Origin of the sequence: Celeribacter sp. PS-C1, assembly GCF_019429625.1 — a bacterium.
Lineage (GTDB): Bacteria > Pseudomonadota > Alphaproteobacteria > Rhodobacterales > Rhodobacteraceae > Celeribacter.
The window spans coordinates 271,915-294,496 of the sequence record NZ_JAHXRW010000003.1; the positions used below are offsets into that span (position 1 = coordinate 271,915).

Annotated in this window: 20 protein-coding genes; 5 read left to right on the plus strand and 15 right to left on the minus strand. The window is 59.0% G+C overall.

The features are described 5' to 3' along the window. Positions 1–52 precede the first annotated feature (52 nt). From J5Y17_RS06165 to J5Y17_RS06185, 5 genes are all read right to left on the minus strand, one after another. Positions 53–1,729 (minus strand): bifunctional protein tyrosine phosphatase family protein/NAD(P)/FAD-dependent oxidoreductase, encoded by a 1,677-nt coding sequence (locus J5Y17_RS06165; RefSeq protein ID WP_219784351.1) that lies wholly within the window; start codon positions 1,727–1,729, stop codon positions 53–55. 98 nt (positions 1,730–1,827) lie between these two features. Next, the gene (locus tag J5Y17_RS06170; RefSeq protein WP_219784352.1) at positions 1,828–2,241 is read right to left on the minus strand and encodes a TIGR01244 family sulfur transferase; all 414 of its coding nucleotides are present in this window, start codon (positions 2,239–2,241) and stop codon (positions 1,828–1,830) included. Positions 2,242–2,295: 54 nt separating this feature from the next. Next, positions 2,296–3,186 carry an MBL fold metallo-hydrolase gene (locus tag J5Y17_RS06175; protein ID WP_219784353.1) on the minus strand — a complete coding sequence of 297 codons (891 nt, stop codon included), beginning with the start codon at positions 3,184–3,186 and terminating at the stop codon, positions 2,296–2,298. Between the two features lie 36 nt (positions 3,187–3,222). Continuing rightward, positions 3,223–3,666, minus strand: a complete 444-nt coding sequence (locus tag J5Y17_RS06180) for a DUF6691 family protein (RefSeq protein WP_219784354.1) — start codon at positions 3,664–3,666, stop codon at positions 3,223–3,225. A 1-nt stretch (position 3,667) separates the two neighbouring features. Further along, entirely contained in the window at positions 3,668–4,117 is a 450-nt protein-coding gene (locus J5Y17_RS06185; RefSeq protein ID WP_219784355.1) for a YeeE/YedE family protein, read from the minus strand. Between the two features lie 257 nt (positions 4,118–4,374). On the opposite strand from J5Y17_RS06185, the gene J5Y17_RS06190 reads away from it, so the two are divergent. After that, positions 4,375–5,988 (plus strand): Na/Pi cotransporter family protein, encoded by a 1,614-nt coding sequence (locus tag J5Y17_RS06190; protein ID WP_219784356.1) that lies wholly within the window; start codon positions 4,375–4,377, stop codon positions 5,986–5,988. A 31-nt stretch (positions 5,989–6,019) separates the two neighbouring features. Here the strand turns inward: J5Y17_RS06190 and prfB are convergent, their stop codons facing one another. Then, positions 6,020–7,141, minus strand: coding sequence for a peptide chain release factor 2 (gene prfB / locus J5Y17_RS06195; protein WP_219784357.1), 1,122 nt, complete (start codon positions 7,139–7,141; stop codon positions 6,020–6,022). A gap of 113 nt (positions 7,142–7,254) precedes the next feature. Beyond that, complete coding sequence (locus J5Y17_RS06200) at positions 7,255–9,762, minus strand: PBP1A family penicillin-binding protein (protein WP_219784358.1); 2,508 nt, start codon at positions 9,760–9,762, stop codon at positions 7,255–7,257. A gap of 202 nt (positions 9,763–9,964) precedes the next feature. On the opposite strand from J5Y17_RS06200, the gene J5Y17_RS06205 reads away from it, so the two are divergent. Next, positions 9,965–10,573 carry a class I SAM-dependent methyltransferase gene (locus J5Y17_RS06205; protein ID WP_219784359.1) on the plus strand — a complete coding sequence of 203 codons (609 nt, stop codon included), beginning with the start codon at positions 9,965–9,967 and terminating at the stop codon, positions 10,571–10,573. Between the two features lie 168 nt (positions 10,574–10,741). Further along, complete coding sequence (locus J5Y17_RS06210; RefSeq protein WP_219784360.1) at positions 10,742–11,371, plus strand: metal-binding protein ZinT; 630 nt, start codon at positions 10,742–10,744, stop codon at positions 11,369–11,371. A gap of 40 nt (positions 11,372–11,411) precedes the next feature. Here the strand turns inward: J5Y17_RS06210 and J5Y17_RS06215 are convergent, their stop codons facing one another. Beyond that, positions 11,412–12,641 (minus strand): N-acetylmuramoyl-L-alanine amidase, encoded by a 1,230-nt coding sequence (locus J5Y17_RS06215; RefSeq protein WP_255571907.1) that lies wholly within the window; start codon positions 12,639–12,641, stop codon positions 11,412–11,414. A 94-nt stretch (positions 12,642–12,735) separates the two neighbouring features. Next, positions 12,736–13,875: a pyridoxal phosphate-dependent aminotransferase gene (locus J5Y17_RS06220; protein WP_219784362.1), complete on the minus strand. Its 1,140-nt coding sequence runs from the start codon at positions 13,873–13,875 to the stop codon at positions 12,736–12,738. 200 nt (positions 13,876–14,075) lie between these two features. Between J5Y17_RS06220 and J5Y17_RS06225 the strand changes: the two genes are divergently transcribed. Further along, positions 14,076–14,870, plus strand: coding sequence for a DsbA family protein (locus J5Y17_RS06225; RefSeq protein WP_219784363.1), 795 nt, complete (start codon positions 14,076–14,078; stop codon positions 14,868–14,870). A gap of 90 nt (positions 14,871–14,960) precedes the next feature. Here J5Y17_RS06225 and ispG read toward each other — a convergent pair whose 3' ends face one another. From ispG to hemA, 3 genes are all read right to left on the minus strand, one after another. Continuing rightward, a complete protein-coding gene (gene ispG / locus J5Y17_RS06230; RefSeq protein WP_219784364.1) occupies positions 14,961–16,088 on the minus strand; it encodes a flavodoxin-dependent (E)-4-hydroxy-3-methylbut-2-enyl-diphosphate synthase in 1,128 nt (375 codons plus the stop codon). Positions 16,089–16,232: 144 nt separating this feature from the next. After that, on the minus strand, positions 16,233–17,438 hold the full coding sequence (locus J5Y17_RS06235) for a helix-turn-helix domain-containing protein (RefSeq protein WP_219784365.1): 1,206 nt from the start codon (positions 17,436–17,438) through the stop codon (positions 16,233–16,235). A 115-nt stretch (positions 17,439–17,553) separates the two neighbouring features. Then, complete coding sequence (gene hemA, locus J5Y17_RS06240) at positions 17,554–18,783, minus strand: 5-aminolevulinate synthase (protein WP_219784366.1); 1,230 nt, start codon at positions 18,781–18,783, stop codon at positions 17,554–17,556. Between the two features lie 285 nt (positions 18,784–19,068). On the opposite strand from hemA, the gene J5Y17_RS06245 reads away from it, so the two are divergent. Beyond that, positions 19,069–20,454: a dipeptidase gene (locus tag J5Y17_RS06245; protein ID WP_219784367.1), complete on the plus strand. Its 1,386-nt coding sequence runs from the start codon at positions 19,069–19,071 to the stop codon at positions 20,452–20,454. Positions 20,455–20,580: 126 nt separating this feature from the next. Here J5Y17_RS06245 and J5Y17_RS06250 read toward each other — a convergent pair whose 3' ends face one another. From J5Y17_RS06250 to J5Y17_RS06260, 3 genes are all read right to left on the minus strand, one after another. Next, a complete protein-coding gene (locus J5Y17_RS06250; protein ID WP_219784368.1) occupies positions 20,581–20,817 on the minus strand; it encodes an RND transporter in 237 nt (78 codons plus the stop codon). A 170-nt stretch (positions 20,818–20,987) separates the two neighbouring features. Further along, positions 20,988–21,521 (minus strand): chemotaxis protein CheD, encoded by a 534-nt coding sequence (locus tag J5Y17_RS06255; RefSeq protein ID WP_219784369.1) that lies wholly within the window; start codon positions 21,519–21,521, stop codon positions 20,988–20,990. Next, positions 21,518–22,552 (minus strand): chemotaxis response regulator protein-glutamate methylesterase, encoded by a 1,035-nt coding sequence (locus J5Y17_RS06260; RefSeq protein WP_219784370.1) that lies wholly within the window; start codon positions 22,550–22,552, stop codon positions 21,518–21,520. Before J5Y17_RS06260 ends, J5Y17_RS06255 begins: the two co-directional genes overlap by 4 nt. Between the last annotated feature and the right edge of the window lie 30 nt (positions 22,553–22,582).

The window sequence follows — 22,582 nt, forward strand, 5'->3', positions numbered from 1 at the left end:
CTTTCTGGTCTTGCGGGAAAAGAGGGACGGATCAAAAAGCCGCCCCAACTCTTTATTTTGCCGAGACTTTCTCGGGTTTGATCATCCATTCCTTGCCGCGCAGCATGGCCTTCCAATAGATAGGCGGCAGGATCTGCTCCTTAAGCCACCAGGCCTTGCGGGTCGGTTTCGTGCCGTCGAGCACCCATTTCGGGAAGGACGGCAAAAGCACACCGCCATAGCCAAATTCCGCGAGAACGATCTTGCCTTTCTCGACCGTCAGCGGACAGGAGCCGTAGCCATTATACCCCGCCTGCGGCCCTTTGCCGTCGATGTCGGCAGCGACGTTTTCGGCCACAATCGGCGCCTGCATCCGGGCGGCGGCGGCAGTTTTGGCGTTGGGCGCGTTCATCACGTCGCCCAGTGACCAGATGTTGTCGAACTCCTTGTGGCGGAGTGTCACCTGATCCACATCGACCCACCCGGCGGCATCGGAGAGCGGCGAGACCTTGATGAAATCCGGCGCGCTTTGCGGCGGGCAAACATGGATCATGTCGAAATCGATGGTCACCTCGGAAGGCTCGCTGTCGGGTTTCGCGACCGTGAAGGTGGCTTTCTTGGCCGGCCCGTCGATGGATTTCAGGTTATGGAAGAAGTTCAGATTGGCGCCGTAGCGTTCAACATAGGTCTCGAGCGCCGGGACGTAATCCTTGACGCCAAAGAGCACGCCGCCCGCATTCATGAACTGGATGTCGATGTTGCCGAGAACTCCGGCCTCTTCCCAAGTATTCGCAGAAAGATACATCGCCTTTTGCGGCGCTCCAGCGCATTTGATCGGCATCGGCGGCTGGGTAAAAACGGCCTTGCCGCCTTTCAACCCCTTGACCAACTCCCAAGTGTAAGGTGCCAGATCGTAGCGATAATTCGACGTAACGCCGTTCTTGCCGAGCGTTTCCACGAGGCCTTCGACCTTGTCCCAATCAAGTTTTAGCCCCGGACAGACGATCAGCCGATCGTATTTCACCACCCGGCAACCGTCGAGGATCACCGCGTTGTTCTTGGGTTCAAAAGCCGCGACTGCGGATTTGAGCCAATGCACCCCGCGCGGAATGAGCGACCCCATGGTTTTCGCCGTGGTGGAGGGCTCGAACACGCCCGCGCCGACCATGGTCCAGCCGGGTTGGTAATAGTGGATGTCCGCCGGATCGATGATAGCGATATCGAGATCGGGTTTGCGCGCCTTAAGAGACGCCGCGACGGCCACACCGGCAGCACCCGCTCCGACGATCACCACGTCATGTTTGGCATCTTCGACAGAGTCCGTGGGCGTCACGCCGCCATTGGCGATGCGGCGCGCCACGCCGGTCATGTCATAGCCTGCGGCCTTGGTGGCTGCCAAAATATCGACCACGGATTTCTCCTTGGCCATCGCCAGCGACCAGAGCGTCGTGGTGCGCGTGCCGGTGCGGCAATAGCCGAAGACCGGCCCCGGCAGTTCCGTCAGAGCCTGGCGAAATGCGGTGGCGGTTTCTTCGGTCACCATACCCGGCGTCACCGGCAGGTAGAGAAACTCAAGGCCCTCGGCCTCAGCGGCGCGCGCCATTTCCTCGTGTGTCGGCTGGTCGGCGGCCTCGCCGTCGGGGCGGTTGCAAACCACCGCGCGAAAGCCGCGGCGTTTGAGTTTGGCCATGTCTTCGGGCTGCACCTGCCCTGAAACGGAAAGGCCATCCGTGATCCGTTTGATCTCCATTCGTGCGTCTCCTCGCAATGTTAGGGACGCTACCGCCCCCACAGGCGAGATGTCCCGAAAACCGTTTTGGTTGACGGGACAGGCACGAAAATGGCTTGTTATCCCGCCAGATAGGGTCTCAGACCCGTCATGTCATAGCCCGCGTCCGCGGCCTGACTGATGATCGTCTCCGGCTCCATCTGACCGGATTGAGCCAGGGCCCAAGCGGTGGTCGAGCGGGTGCCGGAGCGGCAATAGGCATAGACCGGAGCGGGCAGCTCAGACAGCGCCCGGGCAGTCTCAGAAATCAGCTCCTCGGTGAACTGGCCGGGGAAAATCGGCAGATAGGCAAAGCTCAGCCCCGCCTCTTTCGCCGCCTGTTCCAGAACGTCTGACGCCAGCCCCGGCTCCACCTCCACGTCCGGGCGATTGCAGATCAGCGTCTTGAAGCCCTTTTCCTTGAGGATACTCACCTCATCGGGGGTGATCTGGCCGCTGACCGTGATCTGATCGTTGATCTTGTTGAATTCCATTGTCGCGTCTCCTGTGCGTGGAACCGGTCTGGCCCCACGCATTGAGAGATGCGATCAGAGGCCGTTCACCGGAACTTTGAGGAATGTCTTGCCATCTTGATCAGCCGGGGGCAACTCGCCTGCGCGCATATTCACCTGCAAAGAGGGAATAATCAGACGCGGCATGGCCAGTTGGGCGTCACGCTCCTCGCGGAATTTGACGAATTCCTCTTTGGATTTGCCGCCGCCGACGTGGATGTTGTGTTCCTTCTCGGCACCCACGGTGGTTTCCCACGCGATGTCGCGCCCGTTCGGACCGTAGTCGTGACACATAAAGAGACGCATGTCGTCCGGCAGAGCCAGCACCTTCTGGATCGAGTCGTAGAGCACGCCTGCGTCACCGCCCGGGAAATCGGCCCGCGCCGAGCCGCCATCAGGCATAAACAGCGTGTCGCCGGTGAAAGTCGCGTCGCCCATTACATGCACCATGCAAGCGGGCGTGTGGCCCGGCGTGTGCATTGCAAAGCACTGCATCGAGCCAACGCTGTAGGTGTCGCCATCTTTGAACAGACGGTCGAATTGCGAGCCGTCACGCTGGAACTCGGTGCCTTCGTTAAAGACCTTGCCAAAGGTTTCCTGCACCGTGACGATATGCTCGCCGATACCGATTTTGCCGCCAAGTTTGTCTTGGATATAGGGCGCGGCAGAGAGGTGGTCGGCGTGGACATGGGTCTCGATCAGCCATTCGACTTTGAGCCCCTGCTCTTTGACATAGGCGATGATCTCGTCGGCGGACTCGTAGGTAATGCGACCGGCGGCGTAGTCGATGTCCATGACACTGTCCACAATGGCGCAGGCGTCAGAGGCCGGATCTTTCACCACATAGGAAATGGTCCAGGTGGCCGGATCGAAAAACGCTTTGACGTCGGGTTTGACCGACAGATCGACGGGATAGTTAGAAGCCATTTTGATTTCTCCTCTCAAGTCTGACGCGCGCCCGGATCAGGCAGCGCGCCGAGCAGCGCGTGCTGCGGTTTGTTTCATCATAAATTTGGCCACGAAGATGCCCGCCACAAGTGCGACAAAGAATACCCAGACCTGCGGGTTGAACGTGCCCAAGGCCGGCAAAGCGCCGCCCGGACAAAAGCCCGCGATGCCCCAGCCAACGCCGAAAACCAAAGAGCCGCCCACCAGTTTCGCGTCGATGACGCGCGAGGTCGGCACGATGAATTTCGGTTCAAAGGCCGGTGTCTCGTAGCGTTTAAAGACGAAGCGGTAGCCGAAGAAAGACACCACCACGGCACCGCCCATGACGAACATCAGGGACGGGTCCCAAACCCCGAAAAAGTCAAAGAAATTGAAGACTTTTGCCGGGTTGGCCATGCCGGACATGGAGATGCCGAGACCGAAAATCAGGCCGATCACATAGGTCAGGATCAGTTTCATATCATGCGCCTCCCAGAACGTGACGGATGACATAGACGGTCACCGCGGTTGAGAACATGAAGGCCAGCGTTGCCACGATCGAGCGCGGCGAGAGGCGCGACATGCCGCAAACCCCGTGACCGGAGGTGCAGCCCGAACCGTAGCTCACACCAATGCCGACGATGAACCCGCCAAGGATCAGGGCACCCGTGGTGACAGGCACTTCGACCGCCGGGAAATGGCCGGTGAAAAGCGCGAAGACCAGCGGCCCCGTGGCCATGCCTGCCAAAAGCACCGCGCGCCACGCCCAATCGGACGAGTTCGCCGGGCTCAGAAAACCAGCAAGGATGCCAGTTGCGCCGAAAATGCGACCTTGGAACGCCATCAAAAGCACAGCGGCGGCCCCGATCAGGAACCCGCCGATGAGCGAGGCGAAGGGGGTAAATTCCGTGGGCGTTATCTCCGTAATCATGTCCATTGCCCTCCAAGAAGGGTCCGGATCAGGGTCCGATCAATCATGTGCGTATCCTTCGTATTTCATGCAGGCTTTATGATGTAGGTCTGCCTGCTTTAAAAACACCCTATCCGAACCCGCACGGCTCTGTCGGTGAGTTTGTCACATAGGCCCCGAGATATTGGGCGCACGACCTTTTCACCCGAGTGACTGGACGCATGTCCCTTTGCGACCAGCCGCTTGAACAGGTTTAAAAAGAAGCGGATAGTTCCCCTATGTTTGCAGATATCGTAAACGCATTGGGCGGGGTCGGATTGTTCCTCTTCGGGATGATCTGGCTCACCGAAGGTCTCAGGGAGCTTGCCGGGCAAGCCCTCAGGCGCGCTTTGGCCCGATTTACCCGCACGCCTTTGAGCGGGGCCGTGACCGGTGCGGCGACCACGGCATTGATCCAATCCTCAAGTGCGACAACCGTCACCGCCGTAGGCTTTGTCAGCGCCGGCCTCCTGACCTTTCCCCAAGCGCTCGGCATCATCTTCGGCGCCAACATCGGCACCACCGCCACCGGCTGGATCACCGCGATCCTCGGCTTCAAACTCGATCTTGGTCAAATCACTCTGCCGCTCGTCTTTTTGGGCGCGCTGGCGCGTCTGTTCGGGGGGCCAAAACTGAAATCCGCAGGGATCGCCGTAGCAGGCTTCGCACTTTTGTTCCTTGGCATCGAGGTCATGAAAACAAGCCTCGACAGCTTTGAGGGGCTGGTGACACCCGCCGATTTCCCGCAGGACAGCATCCTCGGGCGGCTCGCCCTCATCGGGATCGGGATGGCGATCACCATTGTCACTCAGTCATCAAGTGCGGGCGTGGCCACGGCTCTGGCCGTGCTTGGCGCGGGCGCGATCAACCTGCCGCAAGCCATGGCCATGGTCATCGGCATGGATGTCGGCACCACGGTAACCGCCGTTCTCGCCACTTTGGGTGGCTCGACCGCCGCGCGGCGCACCGGCCTGTCGCATGTGATCTACAACATCCTGACCGCGATTATGGCGTTTTTCCTTTTGAGCCCTTACAGCGCGCTGATCGCCCTGCCCTCAGTCTCCGTCGATCCGCAGATTGCTCTGGTGGCCTTTCACACCGGGTTCAACATCATCGGCGTGATCTTGATCCTGCCCTTCGCAACACCCTTCGCGCGCTTCGTCACCTGGATTGTGCGAGACAAAGGCTCGGCTCTCACGATGGCCTTGGGCAAGGAACTTTTGCGAGATCCGAAACTCGCTTTCGACGCGGTGACCTCCGCGCTCGGCACAGTGGTGCGCGCCCATTTCAACTTTCTCGCTCATCGCTCTCTCAATTCAAAAGTAACACGCGAGGACACCGCTGAATTGCACCATTTGCGAGAGGCGATCACAGAGCTGCGCAGCTATGTCGAGGCGATTGCGCCAACCGAAGACCCCGGTTGTGCCGCACAGCGCGCTACGGCGCTGCACATCCTCGACCATCTCAGCCGATTGCAATTCCGATGCACCCAAGATGCCCGCATCGCGGCTCTGTCCCGGGATCGCCGCCTGACCCGCCTCGTCCGCGTGCTCTCAAACTGTGTGGCAAAAAGTGATCTGGACCAAGACCTCAGCGCGTCGGAGAGCCGTTTCAAACGGTTGCGGCGCCTCATGCGAGATCAACGTGAAAGTTTCCGCCTGCACACTATGGAACGCACGCCAATGCACGGTTTGACTGCCGAGGAGATGGGACTGCGGCTCGATGCCATGCGCTGGCTCCACCGGGTGAGTTATCACCTCTGGCGGATCAGCTTTCACATGCTCAAACTTCAAGAGGGACGCTCTCCCGCTTCCCCAAATCGGGAAGCGGCAGTGGATGTGCTGACAGACTGAGATGATAGCTCACCCAGTCTAGTCCCCCACTTTATTCTCCTTGGGCATCGGCGCGCGATTTGCCCGCCACATTCATCGCCAGCGTCGCAGCCATGAATTTGTCGAGATCCCCGTCGAGCACACCTTGGGTGTCCGAGGTCTCGTAATTGGTGCGCAGGTCTTTGACCATCTGATAGGGCTGCATCACGTAAGACCGGATCTGGTTGCCCCAGCCTGCCGAGCCCTTGCTTTCATGCGCCTCGTTGATCGCCGCGTTGCGACGGTCCAACTCAAGCTGATAGAGCCGCGATTTCAGCGCTTTCATGGCGATGTCGCGGTTCTGGTGCTGCGACTTCTCAGACGAGGTCACCACGATGCCGGTCGGCGCGTGGGTGATCCGCACGGCGGAGTCGGTGGTGTTCACGTGCTGACCGCCCGCGCCCGAGGAACGATAGGTGTCGATGCGGATGTCGGCGGGGTTCACTTCGATCTCGATGTTGTCATCGACCACCGGATAGACCCAGACCGAGGCGAAAGACGTCTCGCGCGTGCCCTTGCCGAAAGGCGAAATGCGCACAAGGCGGTGCACACCGCTCTCGGATTTCAGCCAGCCGTAGGCATTGTGGCCAGAGATTTTATAGGAGACGGATTTGATACCAGCCTCGGAGCCCGCTTCTTCGGATTGAAGCTCGACCGTGTAACCTTTCTTCTCCGCCCAACGCACATACATACGCTGCAACATCGAGGCCCAGTCACAGGCCTCCGTGCCGCCCGCGCCCGCGTTGATTTCGAGGAAGGTGTCATTGGAGTCTGCCTCGCCGTCCAAAAGCGCCTCAAGCTCTTTCGCAGCAGCGGTTTCGGCCAACGACTTGAGCGTTTCTTCGGCGTCGGTGACGACCTCTTCGTCCTCTTCCATCTCACCCAATTCGATGAGTTCGATGTTGTCTTTCATGTCCTGCTCGATGGAAGTCGCAGTTTTCACCGCATCCATCAACATCTGGCGATCGCGCATGAGTTTCTGGGCGCGTTCGGGATCATCCCAAAGCGTCGGATCCTCGATCATCGCGTTGAATTCTTCGAGACGATGCGGCGCGGTTTCCCAATCCATGCGCTGTTTGAGCAGGGCCACGGATTTCTCGATTTTCGCAACGGTATTCTGGATTTCAGCGCGCACGGCAGGTCACCTTGTCGGTCTTTTAAACGTTTGCAGAGAGATACGCGTCTCACCCCTAAGACACAAGGGGCAAGACGGCGGAGCATGTCTTGGAAAACTTCTGACGTAGAGGCCTAGTACAAGCCGCCCGACGAGAGCGAGTTGATCGTCGCCTTCTCCGGCACCCTGATCGTGCGGCCCGTCGAGGTTTGCACCTCGCGCTCGCCCGACGAACTGGTTTGACCTTCGAACAGCGGCAAGTCCGCGCCCATGGCAAAACCACCGTCATACATCAGACCAAAGATCGGCTCTTCGCCATCGCGGAAATATTCGGCCACCACGTTGGGGCCCGAGGCGCTGTCGTTCAGGCGCGCACCAGTGTAGCGGTCGATCTTGATGAAATGTCCACCCGGGGGCACTTTGAACTTGCCGCCGCCGTATTTCTTCACGGCATCCTGCATGAAATCGTTGAACACCGGCCCACAGAAGCCACCGCCCGAGGCGCCACGCATCGCCCGCGGCGTGTCGTAACCGATGTAACAGCCCGCAACGATGTTCGAGGTAAAGCCCATGAACCATGCGTCCTTGCCGTCATTGGTGGTCCCCGTCTTGCCCGCCACCGGCACAGGAAGGTTGATCCGACCGGCGGCCGTGCCGCGCTGGACCACGCCCTGCATCATGGAGGTCAGCTGATAGGCGGTGATCGCGTTGATCATGCGTTCACGGTTCGAGACGATCTTGGGCGCCACGCCGGGGGCGAGAGACGCAACTTCACATTCTTCGCAGACCCGCTGGTCGTGACGATAAATCGTCCGCCCGTAGCGGTCCTGCACCCGGTCGACAAGCGTCGGCTCGACGCGCTCGCCGCCATTGGCGAACATGGCGTAGGCGGAGACCATCTTGAACACGGTGGTTTCCTCGGCGCCGAGAGAAGAGGCGAGATATTGACCCATGTGATCGTAAACACCAAAGCGTTCCGCATAACGCGCCACCGTGTCCATACCGACCTCTTGGGCGAGACGAATGGTCATCAGGTTCCGCGATTGCTCGATCCCGGTCCGGAGAGGTGTCGGGCCGTAGAATTGACGTGATGCGTTTTTAGGCCGCCAGACACCCTGCGGCGTGTTGATCTCGATCGGCGCGTCGACAACGATGGTCGCGGGCGTAAAGCCACTGTCGAGGGCAGCGGCATAGACAAAGGGTTTGAACGACGACCCCGGCTGACGCGTCGCCTGCGTCGCTCGGTTGAACACGGAGTTCTGATAAGAGAACCCGCCCTGCATCGCCAGAACACGGCCGGTGTTGACGTCCATCGCCATGAACGCGCCCTGCACTTCCGGCACTTGGCGCAACGACCAGCGGATCAGATCACCTTCGCCATTGTCGCCCGTCGTCATGCGGCGGATGTGGACCACGTCGCCGCGGGTAAAATTGTCACGGAACGACCCGCGCATCCACTGGATGTCGTCGCGCGGCACGGACACCTCGCCCACGCCATCCTCGACCAGCACGGTTAGGGCGCTGTCGCCCACCGCACTCACTGCGCCGACGTACCATTTGCCATCAAGCGTCACGTCACGTGCCACACGGACCTCAGCCAATGCCGATTCCCATGTGCCGTCATCCAAAGTGACCGCATCGATCGTCTTGCCGGTGCCGCGCCACTGCCCCATGCCGCGATCCAGCTCTTCGAGCCGTTTCTGCAAGGCATGCGCCGCGTTGGTTTGCATCTCCGGATCCATGGTGGCACGGATCGACAACCCGCCTTCGAAGAATTCCTCTTCGCCGAAGTTCTTCGACAGCTGGCGGCGGATTTCATCGGTGAAATAATCGCGGGTCGGCAGGCTTTCACGGTAGCTCGGATAGTCGCCGGTCTGCACCGTCTTGATCGGCGTCTCGCGCGCCGCCTCATAAGCCGCTTGCGTCAGATAACCATTCTCGTACATCTCGCGCAGCACGAAGTTGCGCCGCGTAAGCGCCGCATCGTAATTCTTTGCCGGGTTGTAGGAATAAGGCGCCTTCGGGTGGATCGCGAGGAAAGCCGCCTCTTCAGGGGCCAGCTCAGAGAGTGTCTTGTTGAAATAGCTTTGCGCCGCCGCGGTCACCCCGAAAGAGCGCACGCCAAGGTCGATTTCGTTGAGATAGAGCCCGAGGATTTCGTCCTTGGTCAGGGTTTGCTCCAACCGCGTGGCAAGGATCAATTCCTTGATCTTGCGTTCCGCAGACCGCTCGGAGGACAAAAGGAAATTCTTCATCACCTGCTGGGTGATTGTGGACGCGCCACGCAGAGGGCCGCCCTGCGCAGCCGTCAGAGCCGCAGCGACCATACCGCGCAGGTCATAGCCTTTGTGGTGGTAAAAGTTCTTATCCTCGGCCGAGATGAAGGCGTTTTTCACCAAATCGGGAATTTCTTCAGGCGGTGTGTAGAGACGACGTTCCTTGGCAAACTCGTCAATGATCCGGCCTTCGTTGGAATAAATGCGCGAAATCGTCGGCGGTTGGTACTGAGCCAGAGCCTCGTGATTGGGCAAATCGCGGCCATACATCCAGAAGATGCCGCCAACGACCAGCGCCAGCAAAAACAGCCCCGTGGTGATCCACGAGAAGATTGTGCCGAAAAACGAGAAGATAAATCTGAGCACTGAAGAGCCTTTCACACCACTAAATCCGCGCTGACTCGCTTCTGAGCCGCACGGGTCTTGCCTCTCCTTATACAGCGTGGACGCCCTGGTCAAAACATCCGCGGCCGGATCACGCGCAAATGTGAGCAGAAAGACGCCGCTCGTGAACCCCTTGTGAACAGAGCCGCTTGCCCTGTGCGCGCGGCCCGCCTATGTGCGAGACATGAGACCCGAAGACATCCTTCCGACCTATGAACGCCAGGCCCGCGCTTTCGACATTGCGCGGTCCAAGACCCTGTTCGAGCGCCCCTGGCTTGACCGGATGCTGGGCTATACGCCGCAGACCGATGGCAAACGCCATGTGCTTGATTTGGGCTGCGGCTCCGGTCGGCCGATTGCGCAATATCTCTTTGATCGCCGCTGCGAAGTGACGGGCGTCGATGGCGCCGCCGCCATGATCGCGCTGTTTCAACAAAACCTGCCCCGCGCCCGTGCCATCCGTGCCGATATGCGCGAACTGGATCTGGGCGAGACCTTTGATGCGGTGGTCGCATGGGACAGCTTCTTTCACCTCTCGGCCGAGGATCAACGCGCGATGTTTACGACCTTCGCCAAACACCTCGCACCGCGCGGTGTTTTGCTGTTCACCTCTGGGCCCGAGGCCGGTGAAGCGATTGGCAATGTCGAACATGAGACGGTCTATCACGCCTCGCTCGCGCCCGATGAATACCGCCAATTGATGGCGAATGAAGGCATGGAAGTGATCGCCTTTACCCCCGAGGACCCCGGCTGCACCGGGCATTCCGTGTGGTTGGCGCGCAAATCCTCCTGAACAGCTAGTCTTTGAGTGAACCGACCGGCGGGCGCCCTGCCCGCCGTTTTCCTGCTTGCTAATCCCTTCTCATTTTTCTAAGTCCAATACGTTATGTTATTTCATAACAATACTTGTGTGGCATGAATATCTACATCCCCACAAGACGGAATAAAAAGGAAAGACCCGATGCAAAAGACATCCCTCGCAATCGCACTTGCCGCCACGCTGACCATCACATCTCAGGCACAGGCCGAGTCTCACGATCATGACCATGCCCAGGACGACAAAATCTATGAAGGCTACTTCAAAGACAGCCAAGTCGCCCCCCGTCCGCTTTCCGACTGGGCCGGCGACTGGCAATCCGTTTACCCGCTTTTGACCGAGGGCAAACTCGACGCCGTGATGGAACATAAAGCCGAACACGGCGACAAATCCGTCGAGGAGTACACCGCCTATTACACCGCAGGCTACGCCACCGATGTGAACCGCATCGAGATTGAGGGCAGCACGGTCACCTTCCATCAGGCCGCCGGCGCGATCTCAGGTGAGTACGAAGACGACGGCTATGAAATCCTGACCTACGCCCGCGGCAACCGTGGCGTGCGCTTTGTTTTTGAGAAGGTCTCAGGCGACGACGCGGCGCCGCAGTTCATCCAATTCAGCGACCACCGCATCTTCCCCTCGAAATCCGATCACTACCACCTCTATTGGGGCAACGACCGGACGGCTGTGCTTGAAGAACTCACCAACTGGCCGACCTATTTCCCGGTCGATCTGACGCCAGAGCAAATCGCTGCGGATATGATGGCGCACTAAGAGCTACAGGAGGCGGCCTTAGGCCCACCGAGGGCCGCCCTCACTTGCGGAGCTTGTCCTGAAGCGAAAGCTCCTCGTCTTCCCAATCGGACAAAGCATCGCGGATCGCCCAAGCGGCTTTGGTGCGCCACGCCTGATCCGCCAGCTTCGCGCGATCCTTGGCGGACGACAGGAATCCCAACTCGATCAAAACAGAAGGCATATCGGGCGCTTTCAAGACCGAAAACCCGGCCTCCAACCGCGGACGTTTGTGCATGCCGACACTCTCGTCGAGCTGTTCCACCAAGGCATCTGCCAGACGATCCGTGCGCGGCGTGGTTTCCGTGCGCGCCATGTCCATAAGCACTGTGGCGATGACATCATCCTGCCCGGTCAGATCGACACCAGAGAGCAAATCCGAACGATCATGCCGTTCCGCAAGCTTTTGCGACGCCGTATCAGAGGCGCGCGCCGCGAGGGTGTAAATGGTCGCCCCTTCGGCACGGCCCTCGGCAATCGCATCGGCGTGGATCGACAGGAACACATCGGCCCCCGCCTCACGTGCCAGTGTCAATCGGGTCTCCAATGGCACAAAAAGATCTTCGGAGCGGGTCAGCGACACCTCGAACCCGCCCGCGCGGTTGAGCACATCCTGCAACTCGCGGGCAAAGGTCAGGGTCAGTTCTTTTTCGATGACCCCATCCCGCTCGGCGCCCGGGTCGATGCCGCCATGACCGGGATCGAGCACTACACGCAGCGGACCCTCGCCAATTTTGCGCAGCGGCGCGGCTTTTGGCGTCTCTTCGGCAGAGGGGCGGACAAGTTGGGCATCAGGCGGAGTCCCGGCCCCCAAAGCAAATTCGTCCGAGGCGGTCGGATCGAGCGTCAGCGTCAGAACCGCGCCTGTGTCGTCGCGCGACATCTCGGCATGCACCAGTCGAAACGGCCCTGCGAGGTCGAGCACCATGCGGGACCAGCCCGGCACAAAGCCACCCACCCGCAGACCGGTGATGCCCTCGGCCGTGTCAAATTGCTCGGTGTCAAAGCCGGTCCAATCGACCTCGGCAAAATCAATGACCATGCGGCGCGGCGCGTCGAGGGTGAATATACGAAATGGCACCGGCTGGCTCAGGCGCAGCATCATCTCGACGCGGTCGCCCTGATCGACCAGCGCAGAAGCGGCGCTGTCTGCCCGCGCAAGCGCCGTCAGACCGCTCTGCGCAGAGGCGGATACGCCCGCAGAGAGGCCCAGAAACGCGGCGAAAACCAGCGGTTGGAAAAGCTTGACCATGATATCCTCAAGAAGCATTTCGCCAAAACCTACCCTGCAAGCATGCCTTTGCCTATGGGAGAACGCAGCCCTAACCAAAGCGTGAAGCGAAGAGTTACCGATTGGCCATAAACTTTTTGAGCCGCGCCAGACCTTCGCGGATGTCCTCGGTCGAGCGCGCATAGGAGAACCGAAGCGTCTGCCCGCCCCGCACCGGATCGAAATCCAGCCCCGGCGTCACGGCGACACCCGCTTCCGCGAGGACTTCATCGCAAAACGCCTTGCTGTCTTCCGTGTGCTCAGAGACATCGGCATAGATGTAAAACGCCCCGTCCGGCGGCGCGATTTTGTCGAAGCCGATCTTCGGCAGTTCTTCAAGCATCAACCGGCGGTTCTCAGCGTAAACATCCACCATCTCCTGACATTCCTGCCGCGTCTGAAGCGCGCCGAGCGCCACGACCTGCGACGCATGGGTCGTGCAAAGGAAAAAGTTCTGGGCAATGCGTTCTATGACACGCACATGATCTTCCGGCACCACCATCCAGCCAACGCGCCAGCCCGTCATCGAGAAGAATTTCGAAAAGGAATTGATGACATAGACATCATCGGACAGCTCAAGCGCGCTGACCGCGCGGCCCTCATATTGAATACCGTGGTAAATCTCATCGGAGATAAAGGCGATCCCTTTGTCGTGACAGGCCTTGATCAGCGCGCCCATATCTTCATGGCCAAGCATGGTGCCAGAGGGGTTGCCTGGGGACGCCACGATCAGGCCGTCAATGCCGTCGGGGATTTCGTCTGGCACGGGCTGCAGGCGGTTCTCCATCTTTGTCGGAATGCCCACGGGTGTAATGTCCAACCCGCTCAGGATCTGACGATAGGACGGATAGCCCGGCTCGCCCATGCCGACCTTGGCACCCGCGTCGAAGAGCGCGGTAAAGGCAAGGATGAACGCCCCCGAAGAGCCGGGGGTGATGACCACCCGCCGCCAGTCGAGATCGATGCCATACCAATCCTTGTAAAGCGCTGCGATCCCTTTGCGCAGTTCCGGCAGACCAAGCGCCACGGTGTAGCCCAGTGACCCCTCCTCCATCGCGGTCGTGAGCGCCGCACGGGCCTTGGCCGGTGCGCCCGTCGAGGGCTGGCCGACCTCCATATGGATGATGTGCCGCCCCGCCTCCTCGGCCGCGCGGGCCGCCTCCATCACATCCATCACGATAAAAGGATCGACCACGGATCGCTGAGAGGTTTTCATGGGAAGGCTCCTGTCCTGAAATTCCGTTCCCCCATGCCAGCGAGAGGAAAGAAATGCAATGCGGCGAAGTGGATGCATAAGGCCTGTGCAGCCACGCAATATTCAGGAGACTTCGGCCTTGGGTCACGCAACTGTTGGGTGGCCCCGGCACAAAGATGTGATAGACGCGAAGGAACAGGTTTGAGACGGAGAAAGACCCGATGAATTTTGCCAAAGCCTTCGCGCGCCCATTTACGCGTTTCGGTGCCCGTTTTGGGGCAGCAGCCCTTTTGACCGCCACCACGGCCATGGCCGCGCAGGCCTTTGACATCACCGACATGACGGATGCCGAACGTGAGGCGTTTCGCGCCGAAGTCCGGGCCTTCATCATGGAAAACCCCGAGATGATCATGGAAGAGGCCTATGAGGTCTATCAACAACGTCAGGCCGACGCCCAGGTCGCGAATGACGCCGACCTGATCGCCGCCTATTCAGAAGTGATCTACAATGACGAAAACGATGCGGTCTTTGGCAACCCGGACGGCGACATCGTGCTCGTCGAATTTTCCGACTATCGCTGTGGCTATTGCAAAAAAGCCTATCCCGACGTGCATGCGCTGTTGGAGAAAGACGGCAATATCAAACTGATCGTCAAGGAATTCCCAATTCTGGGCGAGGCCTCCATTCTGGCCGCGCGCTTTGCCGTGGCGACGAAACTGGTCGCGGGCAACGAGGCCTATCTCAAGTTTCATGAAGCGCTGATGCAGGCACGGGGCGATGTTTCCGAAGGCATGTTGCGCCGTCTGGCCGATGGCCTCGAGATCGACGCCGATGCGGTGGTCGCGGAAATGGAGAGCGATGAAGTCACAGGCATTCTGGCTTTGAACCACCAGCTTGCGCAGGAATTGCAGATTTCCGGCACGCCGGGGTTTGTCTTGGGCGACCAGATGCTGCGCGGCTATGTGCCCTACGACAGCATGGTGGAGATCGTCGCCGAGGTGCGTGCGAACCGCTGATCCTTCTGGTGAGTTTAAAACAACAAACCCCGCCTTATCGGCGGGGTTTTGAGTCTTTGGAGCACAAAGGAAACGAAAAGTGCTGCGCGTTTATTCGGCCGCGTCCTGAGCGGCGGCGGCCTCGATCTCGGCGGCCTTCTTTTCGACCTGCTCCACAATGTGCTCGACCATGTGGTCGTTTGACATTTTATGGTCCTGTTTGCCGCCCAGATAGACCATGCCGTGACCTGCGCCACCGCCGGTCCAGCCCACATCGGTCATAAGCGCCTCGCCCGGCCCGTTAACCACGCAGCCAATGATCGAAAGGCTCATCGGCGTCTTGATATGCTCAAGGCGCTTCTCCAATTCCTCCACTGTTTTGATCACGTCAAAACCCTGACGCGCACAAGATGGACAGGAGATGATATTCACACCGCGGTGGCGCAGCCCCAGAGATTTGAGAATCTCATAGCCAACCTTGACCTCTTCGACCGGATCGGCGGACAAAGACACGCGCAAGGTGTCGCCGATGCCCATCCACAAAAGCTGGCCCAGACCGATGGAGGATTTGATCGTCCCAGACATCAACCCGCCTGCCTCAGTGATGCCGAGGTGGATCGGTGCGTCGGTGGCTTCGGCCAATTGCTGATAGGCGGCGGAGGCCATGAAGACGTCAGAGGCCTTCACCGAGATTTTGAAATTGTGGAAATCGTTATCTTCGAGGATTTTGATGTGATCCATGCCGCTCTCGACCATCGCGTCGGGGCACGGCTCGCCGTATTTCTCCAAAAGATGCTTTTCCAGAGAGCCCGCGTTCACGCCGATACGGATCGAACAATTGTGATCGCGTGCGGCTTTGAGCACTTCCTTGACCCGCGCCTCATCGCCGATGTTGCCGGGGTTGATCCGAAGGCAAGCGGCGCCCGCCTCTGCGGCCTCGATGCCGCGCATGTAATGAAAATGGATGTCGGCAACGATCGGGACCGGGCTTTCGCGGCAGATTTCTTTCAAGGCCGCAGAGCTTTCCTTGTCCGGCACAGAAACGCGAACAATGTCGGCCCCCGCCTCTGCGGCACGGATGATCTGATCCAGCGTGCCCTTCACGTCATGTGTCAGCGTGTTGGTCATCGTCTGCACGGAAATCGGCGCGTCACCCCCAACGGGCACGTTCCCGACCCAAATCTTGCGGCTCACACGACGGTCTATGTTGCGCCAAGGGCGGATGGGATTGTGGGACATGGGAGCCTCTTTGGTGCGAAACGCTGTCGTCACCTAGATAGGCCGACGACGCGCGAGGGGCAAGCGGTCAGACCCCGCTTACGCCAAACGAGTTCTGTGATGGGATCACATGCGATTTACCCAAGGCATTTCTACTGGGTGGGTTTATTCGGTGTTTTGCGCCACTCGGAACAGCTCCGCCACGGAGGTGTTCGCGGCCAGATCAACCGGCGTGAAGGCGTCGGACACATCGGCCACGGACAGTGCCACGTTTTTCACAACGGAGCCGGAGTCCCCGACCGGACCATAGGCCTGACCGTTCACGGCGAAATACACGCCGCCGGCATTACCCGTGCGCAACACGGGCGCCTTGTCCATCGCAGGAACGACATAGCGCTCACCAGCGTCAAGGATTTTCTCGAACAAGACGGAACCATCTGCGGCCTGCACTCGGACCCAAGACGGCAAAACAGCGACCAAAGCCAGTTCCGGCGCGCCCTCTGTCGTCACCTGAATCGGCGCGTCGTCACCCTCGGAAAGCGCCGCCTGAGCGATCAGGTTGGACATATCGTTCAACCGGTCTTCGCGCTCTTCGGCTTGGCTTTCAGCCGTCAAGGCCCCGACAGTCCGCGGATCAAGCGTTGCAATCGGACCGTCGCGCGGCACCAGCACAGGCACATCAAGCGCCTGCGGACGATAAAGGCGGTCCAGCGCCTCGGCGGACGGCGTGGCGAGGCCGACGCTTTCGTCCAAGGACGCGATCGTGGTGTTCTCGGCGTCAAGCGGCGTCACTTCGGAAATCATGCCAGGGGTCTGGTCGACCGGCGCGAGTTTCACCTTTTGCACCTCTTGCAACACTGACCAACCGCCGTAGCCGATAACGCCCAAGAGCGCGAGAAGCACGGCCGTGGAGCCAAGCGCACCGGGTTCGATACGGGTCATAAACCCTTGACCGCGCGGCACGAAAGACGCGTTCGGATCGGCAAAGGGGTCTTTGACTGGAGATTGCTTTTGAGCGGTTGCCGGGCTGCGCTTGGTCGAGGCCTGCGGCGACATGCCATGGGCCACAGCAAAACCGCTTTCCTGACAAAAGCGCGCAAACGCCCAATCCGGGTCAAGCTCGAGATAACGGGCATAGGAACGGACATAACCAGCAATGAAGCCCTGTGTCTCAAACACGGACGGATCGGCGTTCTCGATCGCGGCGATGTAAGTCGCCTTGATCTTCAGCTCGCGCTGGACGTCCAAAAGGGATTTGCCAATGGTTGCACGTTCACCACGCATGACATCTCCGAGCCGCAACTCGAAGTCATCAAACCCGCGAGGTTGTTCCTGCTCCTCGACGGGTGGTTTGCTCCACCGCCTCATCATGCCTGTGTGCCGCCCTAAGTTGGTTCTGTCCCCATGAGCTTTTAAACGATTCGTCTTAAGCTCTTGGAAACAGTATTACCACATGCTCAAACCGGGCGCACAGGGCTTATGCGTATCACCCGGCCATTTCGGCACGATTCAGCGCACAGTGGCTCCAGAGCGCGTCCAGCGCCTTGATCAGATGATCCATTTCATTGGGCCCATGCACCGGCGACGGCGTGAACCGCAAACGCTCGGTGCCGCGCGGAACGGTCGGGAAATTCACCGGCTGCACGTAGATACCGTAATGCTCCAGCATCATATCCGACATCAATTTCGTGTGTTTCGGATCGCCCACGATCAGCGGCACGATGTGGGACCCATTGTCGGTGATCGGCATGCCGAGACCTTTTAGGCGCGTCTTGAGGATTTTCGCCTGGGTCTGATGCTCTTCGCGCAGTTTGACACCGCCCTCGCCCTTGAGAAACGCGATAGAGGCCGCAGCGCCCGCCGCGACAGCCGGCGGGATCGAGGTCGTGAAGATGAAACCCGGCGCGTAAGAGCGCACAGCGTCGCACATTTTCGCACTTGCCGCGATGTAACCGCCGAAGACACCAAAGGCCTTGCCAAGCGTGCCGTTGATGATGTCGACACGGCCCATCAGACCGTCGCGTTCGGCCACGCCGCCGCCGCGCGGGCCATACATGCCAACCGCATGCACCTCGTCGAGATAGGTGAGGGCGTTGAATTCGTCGGCAATGTCACAAAGTTCCTTGATCGGCCCGAAATCGCCATCCATGGAGTAGACAGACTCAAAGGCAATCAGCTTCGGCGCTTCAGGATCGTCAGCGGCCAGAAGTTCGCGCAGGTGGTCGAGATCGTTGTGGCGGAAGATACGTTTGGCGCCACCGTTGCGACGGATGCCCTCAATCATCGAAGCGTGGTTCAGTTCGTCGGAATAGATGATCAGCCCCGGAAACAGCGTCGGAAGCGTCGAAAGCGTGGCGTCATTGGCAATATAAGCCGAAGAGAACACAAGCGCAGCTTCTTTGCCGTGGAGATCAGCCAGCTCGGCCTCGAGACGTTTGTGGTAGACCGTAGTGCCCGAGATGTTGCGCGTGCCGCCGGAGCCCGCGCCCGTGGCGTCGACAGCCTCTTTCATGGCGTCGAGCACGACCGGGTTTTGCCCCATGCCGAGGTAGTCATTGCCGCACCAGACCGTTACGGGTTGCTCTGTGCCGTCGGGGCGCGTCCATGTGGCGTGGGGGAATTGCCCGCGCTTACGCTCGATGTCGATGAAGGTACGGTAGCGGCCTTCGTCGTGCAAACGTTGGATCGCCTCGTCAAGCTTCGCCGTGTAGTCCACTTTTTGTCCTTTCGCGCGTCTCAGGTCTGCCTCTTTTAGCGACATCAAACGAAAATTGCGACTCATATTCACAATTCGCAAGATAATACCTTTTGGCTAGACCACCTTTCGCAAGAGCCCGGATGAGATCACGCCGGTGATCACGAGCACAATGCCCTGCCCTTTTAGAATGACTAAAAACCCTTTCAGAATGATCTATGTCAACCCGGCAAGACGCTCTGGACACCAGATGTGATCGGCGTAAGCTGCGACAAAACATCCTAAGACGATCAAAGGTTTCCTATAATGAACACCCGTCTCGACCCGGTGCTGACCCGCATCGATTCCGATCTCGACGCCTCTCTCGACCGCTTGATGGATTTGCTGCGCATTCCGTCGATCTCCACCGACCCGGCGCATAAGGCCGACTGCCTCAAAGCTGCCGAGTGGTTGGTGGCCGATCTGCAATCTTTGGGAGCTGACGCGGAGCTTTGCGAGACCCCCGGCCACCCGATGGTCTATGGCAAAATCGGCTCCGGTGGCCCGCATCTCTTGTTCTACGGGCACTATGATGTGCAGCCGGTCGATCCGCTGTCGCTGTGGGATCACGACCCGTTTGCACCCTTTATCGAAGAGCGCGAGACTGGCAAGGTGATCCGCGGCCGCGGCGCCTCGGACGACAAAGGTCAGCTCATGACCTTCGTCGAGGCCTGCCGCGCCTGGATTGCCGAGCACGGTTCCCTACCCTGCACCATCACGTTTTTCTTCGAAGGCGAAGAGGAAAGTGGCTCGCCCTCGCTCATCCCATTTATGGAAGCCAATAAGGACAAGCTTTCCGCCGATCTGGCGCTGATCTGCGACACCTCCATGGTGGCACCGGGCGTGCCGTCGATCTGTTCACAGCTTCGGGGCATGTTGAAGGACGAATTCACCCTGACCGGCCCCACGATGGACCTGCACTCCGGTCACTACGGCGGCCCGGCGCTCAACCCGCTGCGCGAAATCTCAAAAATCGTGGCAAGCTTCCATGACGATCAGGGCCGTGTGACGGTCAAGGATTTCTATGACGGCGTCGCAGAGGTCCCTGCCGATATCCTCGAACAATGGAAGGGCTGCGGCTTTGACGAGGAGGAGTATCTCTCCGGTGTTGGCATGACCGTCGCTCACGGCGAAGTGGGCTATTCCACCTTGGAACAGCAATGGGCGCGCCCGACACTGGAAATCAACGGCATGTGGGGTGGCTACCAAGGACCGGGCACGAAAACTGTGATCCCGTCCGAGGCGCATTGCAAAATCACATGTCGTCTGGTCGGCACGCAAGACCCGGATGCAATTCGCGAGAACCTCCGCGCCCATGTGGAAAGCCGCCTGCCGACGGACGCGAAAGTCACATGGAACCAAGACTTGGACGGCTCTCCAGCCGCCGTGATGAATACCGCGCGCCCGGAATTCGAAGCCGCGCGTCAGGCGCTCTCAGCCGAATGGGACCGGGAGGCGGTGTTTGCGGGCATGGGCGGATCCATCCCGATTGCCGGTTTCTTCACTACGATTTTGGGGCTGGATTCGATGTTGGTCGGCTATGCCGATGATGATGACCGTATCCACTCGCCCAATGAGAAATACGGCCTGACGAATTTCCACAAAGGCATCCGCTCCTGGGCGCGTATCCTCGACGCGGTCTCGAAAGCCTGAGAGTTAAAGCCATCCCGCTTTGCCTCCCTCGCGCGGTTCATACCCGCGCGGGGCGTTCCTTTCCGATCTTCTAAGAATTTGATCAGACAAGGTGCTTTCCCATACCGGATGCCGTGTATCGCAGCCCTAGCCTTTCGAAGTGCCCTTAACGGAGCCAAATTTCCGCCATATCTTCAGACCCAAAAGCAGCCAAGGCAGCCCATGAAGCGCCAAATCAAAAACATCTATGGGCTGAACGAGCATGCCAGAGAACAGCAGTTTCAACTTCTCCCAGACATGAGGTTCCGGAACAAAAGGTGCCAGACCCAAGGTCAAAGACGCAAAGACCAGGGTTGAGAGCGGCAGGGAATCGATCAGTTTCATATCTCATTTCTGCCGCGCTCACTGCGTTTCGCCAAGGGGCCGCATCTCGTTCGTCGAGTATCACAGCGAAACAGGAAATGCCTTGAATAGGTCCGAAATTGGATCAAAGGGAATGCCAGAACCCGCCCCAGGTGCATTCGGGGTCAGCACGGAACCACGCACCGCAAAGTTTAGAACAACTCAAGATCGCTTGTCGTTTCTGGCACGGGACGCCTTTCAATGAGATGCGGATCCTCCACCAGCTTTTGACGGGCTTTTCCCTGCGCCGGGAAAAATTCCACGCGACGCGCCTGTCCGCCGCCAAGGCTTTTACCATCACACGGAATATTCTCGCGCTTGAGATAGGACAGAACGAACAGACCGTTTTGATTGCCCGCATTGGTCAGACCTTTGTACATTTCGGCTCCTCCAAAGACTTTGGCTCGCAAACGTTCCCGCACCGCGCCAGCACGAATGAGCGCGTTGATCAAAAGCTCCATGGCATTGGCGCCAAAAGAGCTCACATCGCTGCGAGAGGAAGGCCCCTCGGGCAATAGGAAATGGTTCATTCCACCGATTTTCGCCACGGGATCCCAAAGGCAGGTTGCTACACACGAGCCAAGAATGGTCGAGATCACGGCTTCTTCCACACCCGCGATCGCATATTCGCCTTGAGCGATATAGGTCCGGATGCCTCCGCTGCGTTTTTGGAGCATGGCTGTCATGTGGCCCTCATTTTCACGGGCGTCTCACATAGCCGCAGAAGCGCGTCACCGACCTGATCCAAATCCGCCCATTCCTCAACGCCTCCCATTTCCGCAGCAACGCGCGGCATACCGAAAACCACGCAGGTTTGCTGACTTTGACCCAGAGTTTTTGCCCCCGCGTCTCTAAGCGCTTTCATCCCGATTGCCCCGTCTCCGCCCATCCCGGTCAATATACCGGCCACAATTCTCGGCGCGTGACCTACAGCCGATAAAAACATGGAATCGACAGAGGGACGATGACCGGACACATGCGGCCCTTGATGGAGCTTCACCCTGAGCTCGGCTTTGCCGGTCACATTGAGATGGTATTCTCCCCCAGGTGCAATCATGACCTGACCTGTCCGCAAAACTGCGCCATCTTCCGCCAAACACACCTTTGGCTGCACCAAAGGATCCAGACGTGCGGCAAAACTGACAAGAAAGGGTTCAGGCATATGCTGAGTGATCAACGTCGGAGGGCAATCGGAAGGAAAACGTTGTAGAATTCGCTCGATCGCATCAACTGCACCCGTCGATCCCCCGATCATGCAGATACGTCGAAACCGTCTATTTTGTTGCGGGATCGTCTTGCTTCGAACTGGGCGAGACAGGCTAACTTGCGCACGCGCAGCTAAAGCGACTGTATCTGCCAATCTCGAAAAATTATCGCTCCCTGCTCCAACCTTAGGTTTCTCGACACAATCCACAGCGCCAAGCGCCATGGCCTCAACGGCAACATCGCTCCCTTTGCGCGTCAATGTGGACACCATCACAACAGGCATCGGTCGGTGCTTCATCACCCTTTGAAGAAATTCCAATCCGCTCATATTGGGCATTTCCACATCGAGCGTCATGACATCCGGACGATGCGCATTCACCGCATCGCGCGCCTCACGCGCGGTGCCTGCTTCTGCAACAACTTCCAAACGCCGGTCTGCTTCAAGAATGGATCGAATGAGCCGCCGCATTGTGGCAGAGTCGTCAACAATCAACACACGTAACGGTTTCACACCGACATCCTTTTCCTAAACATCCTATTC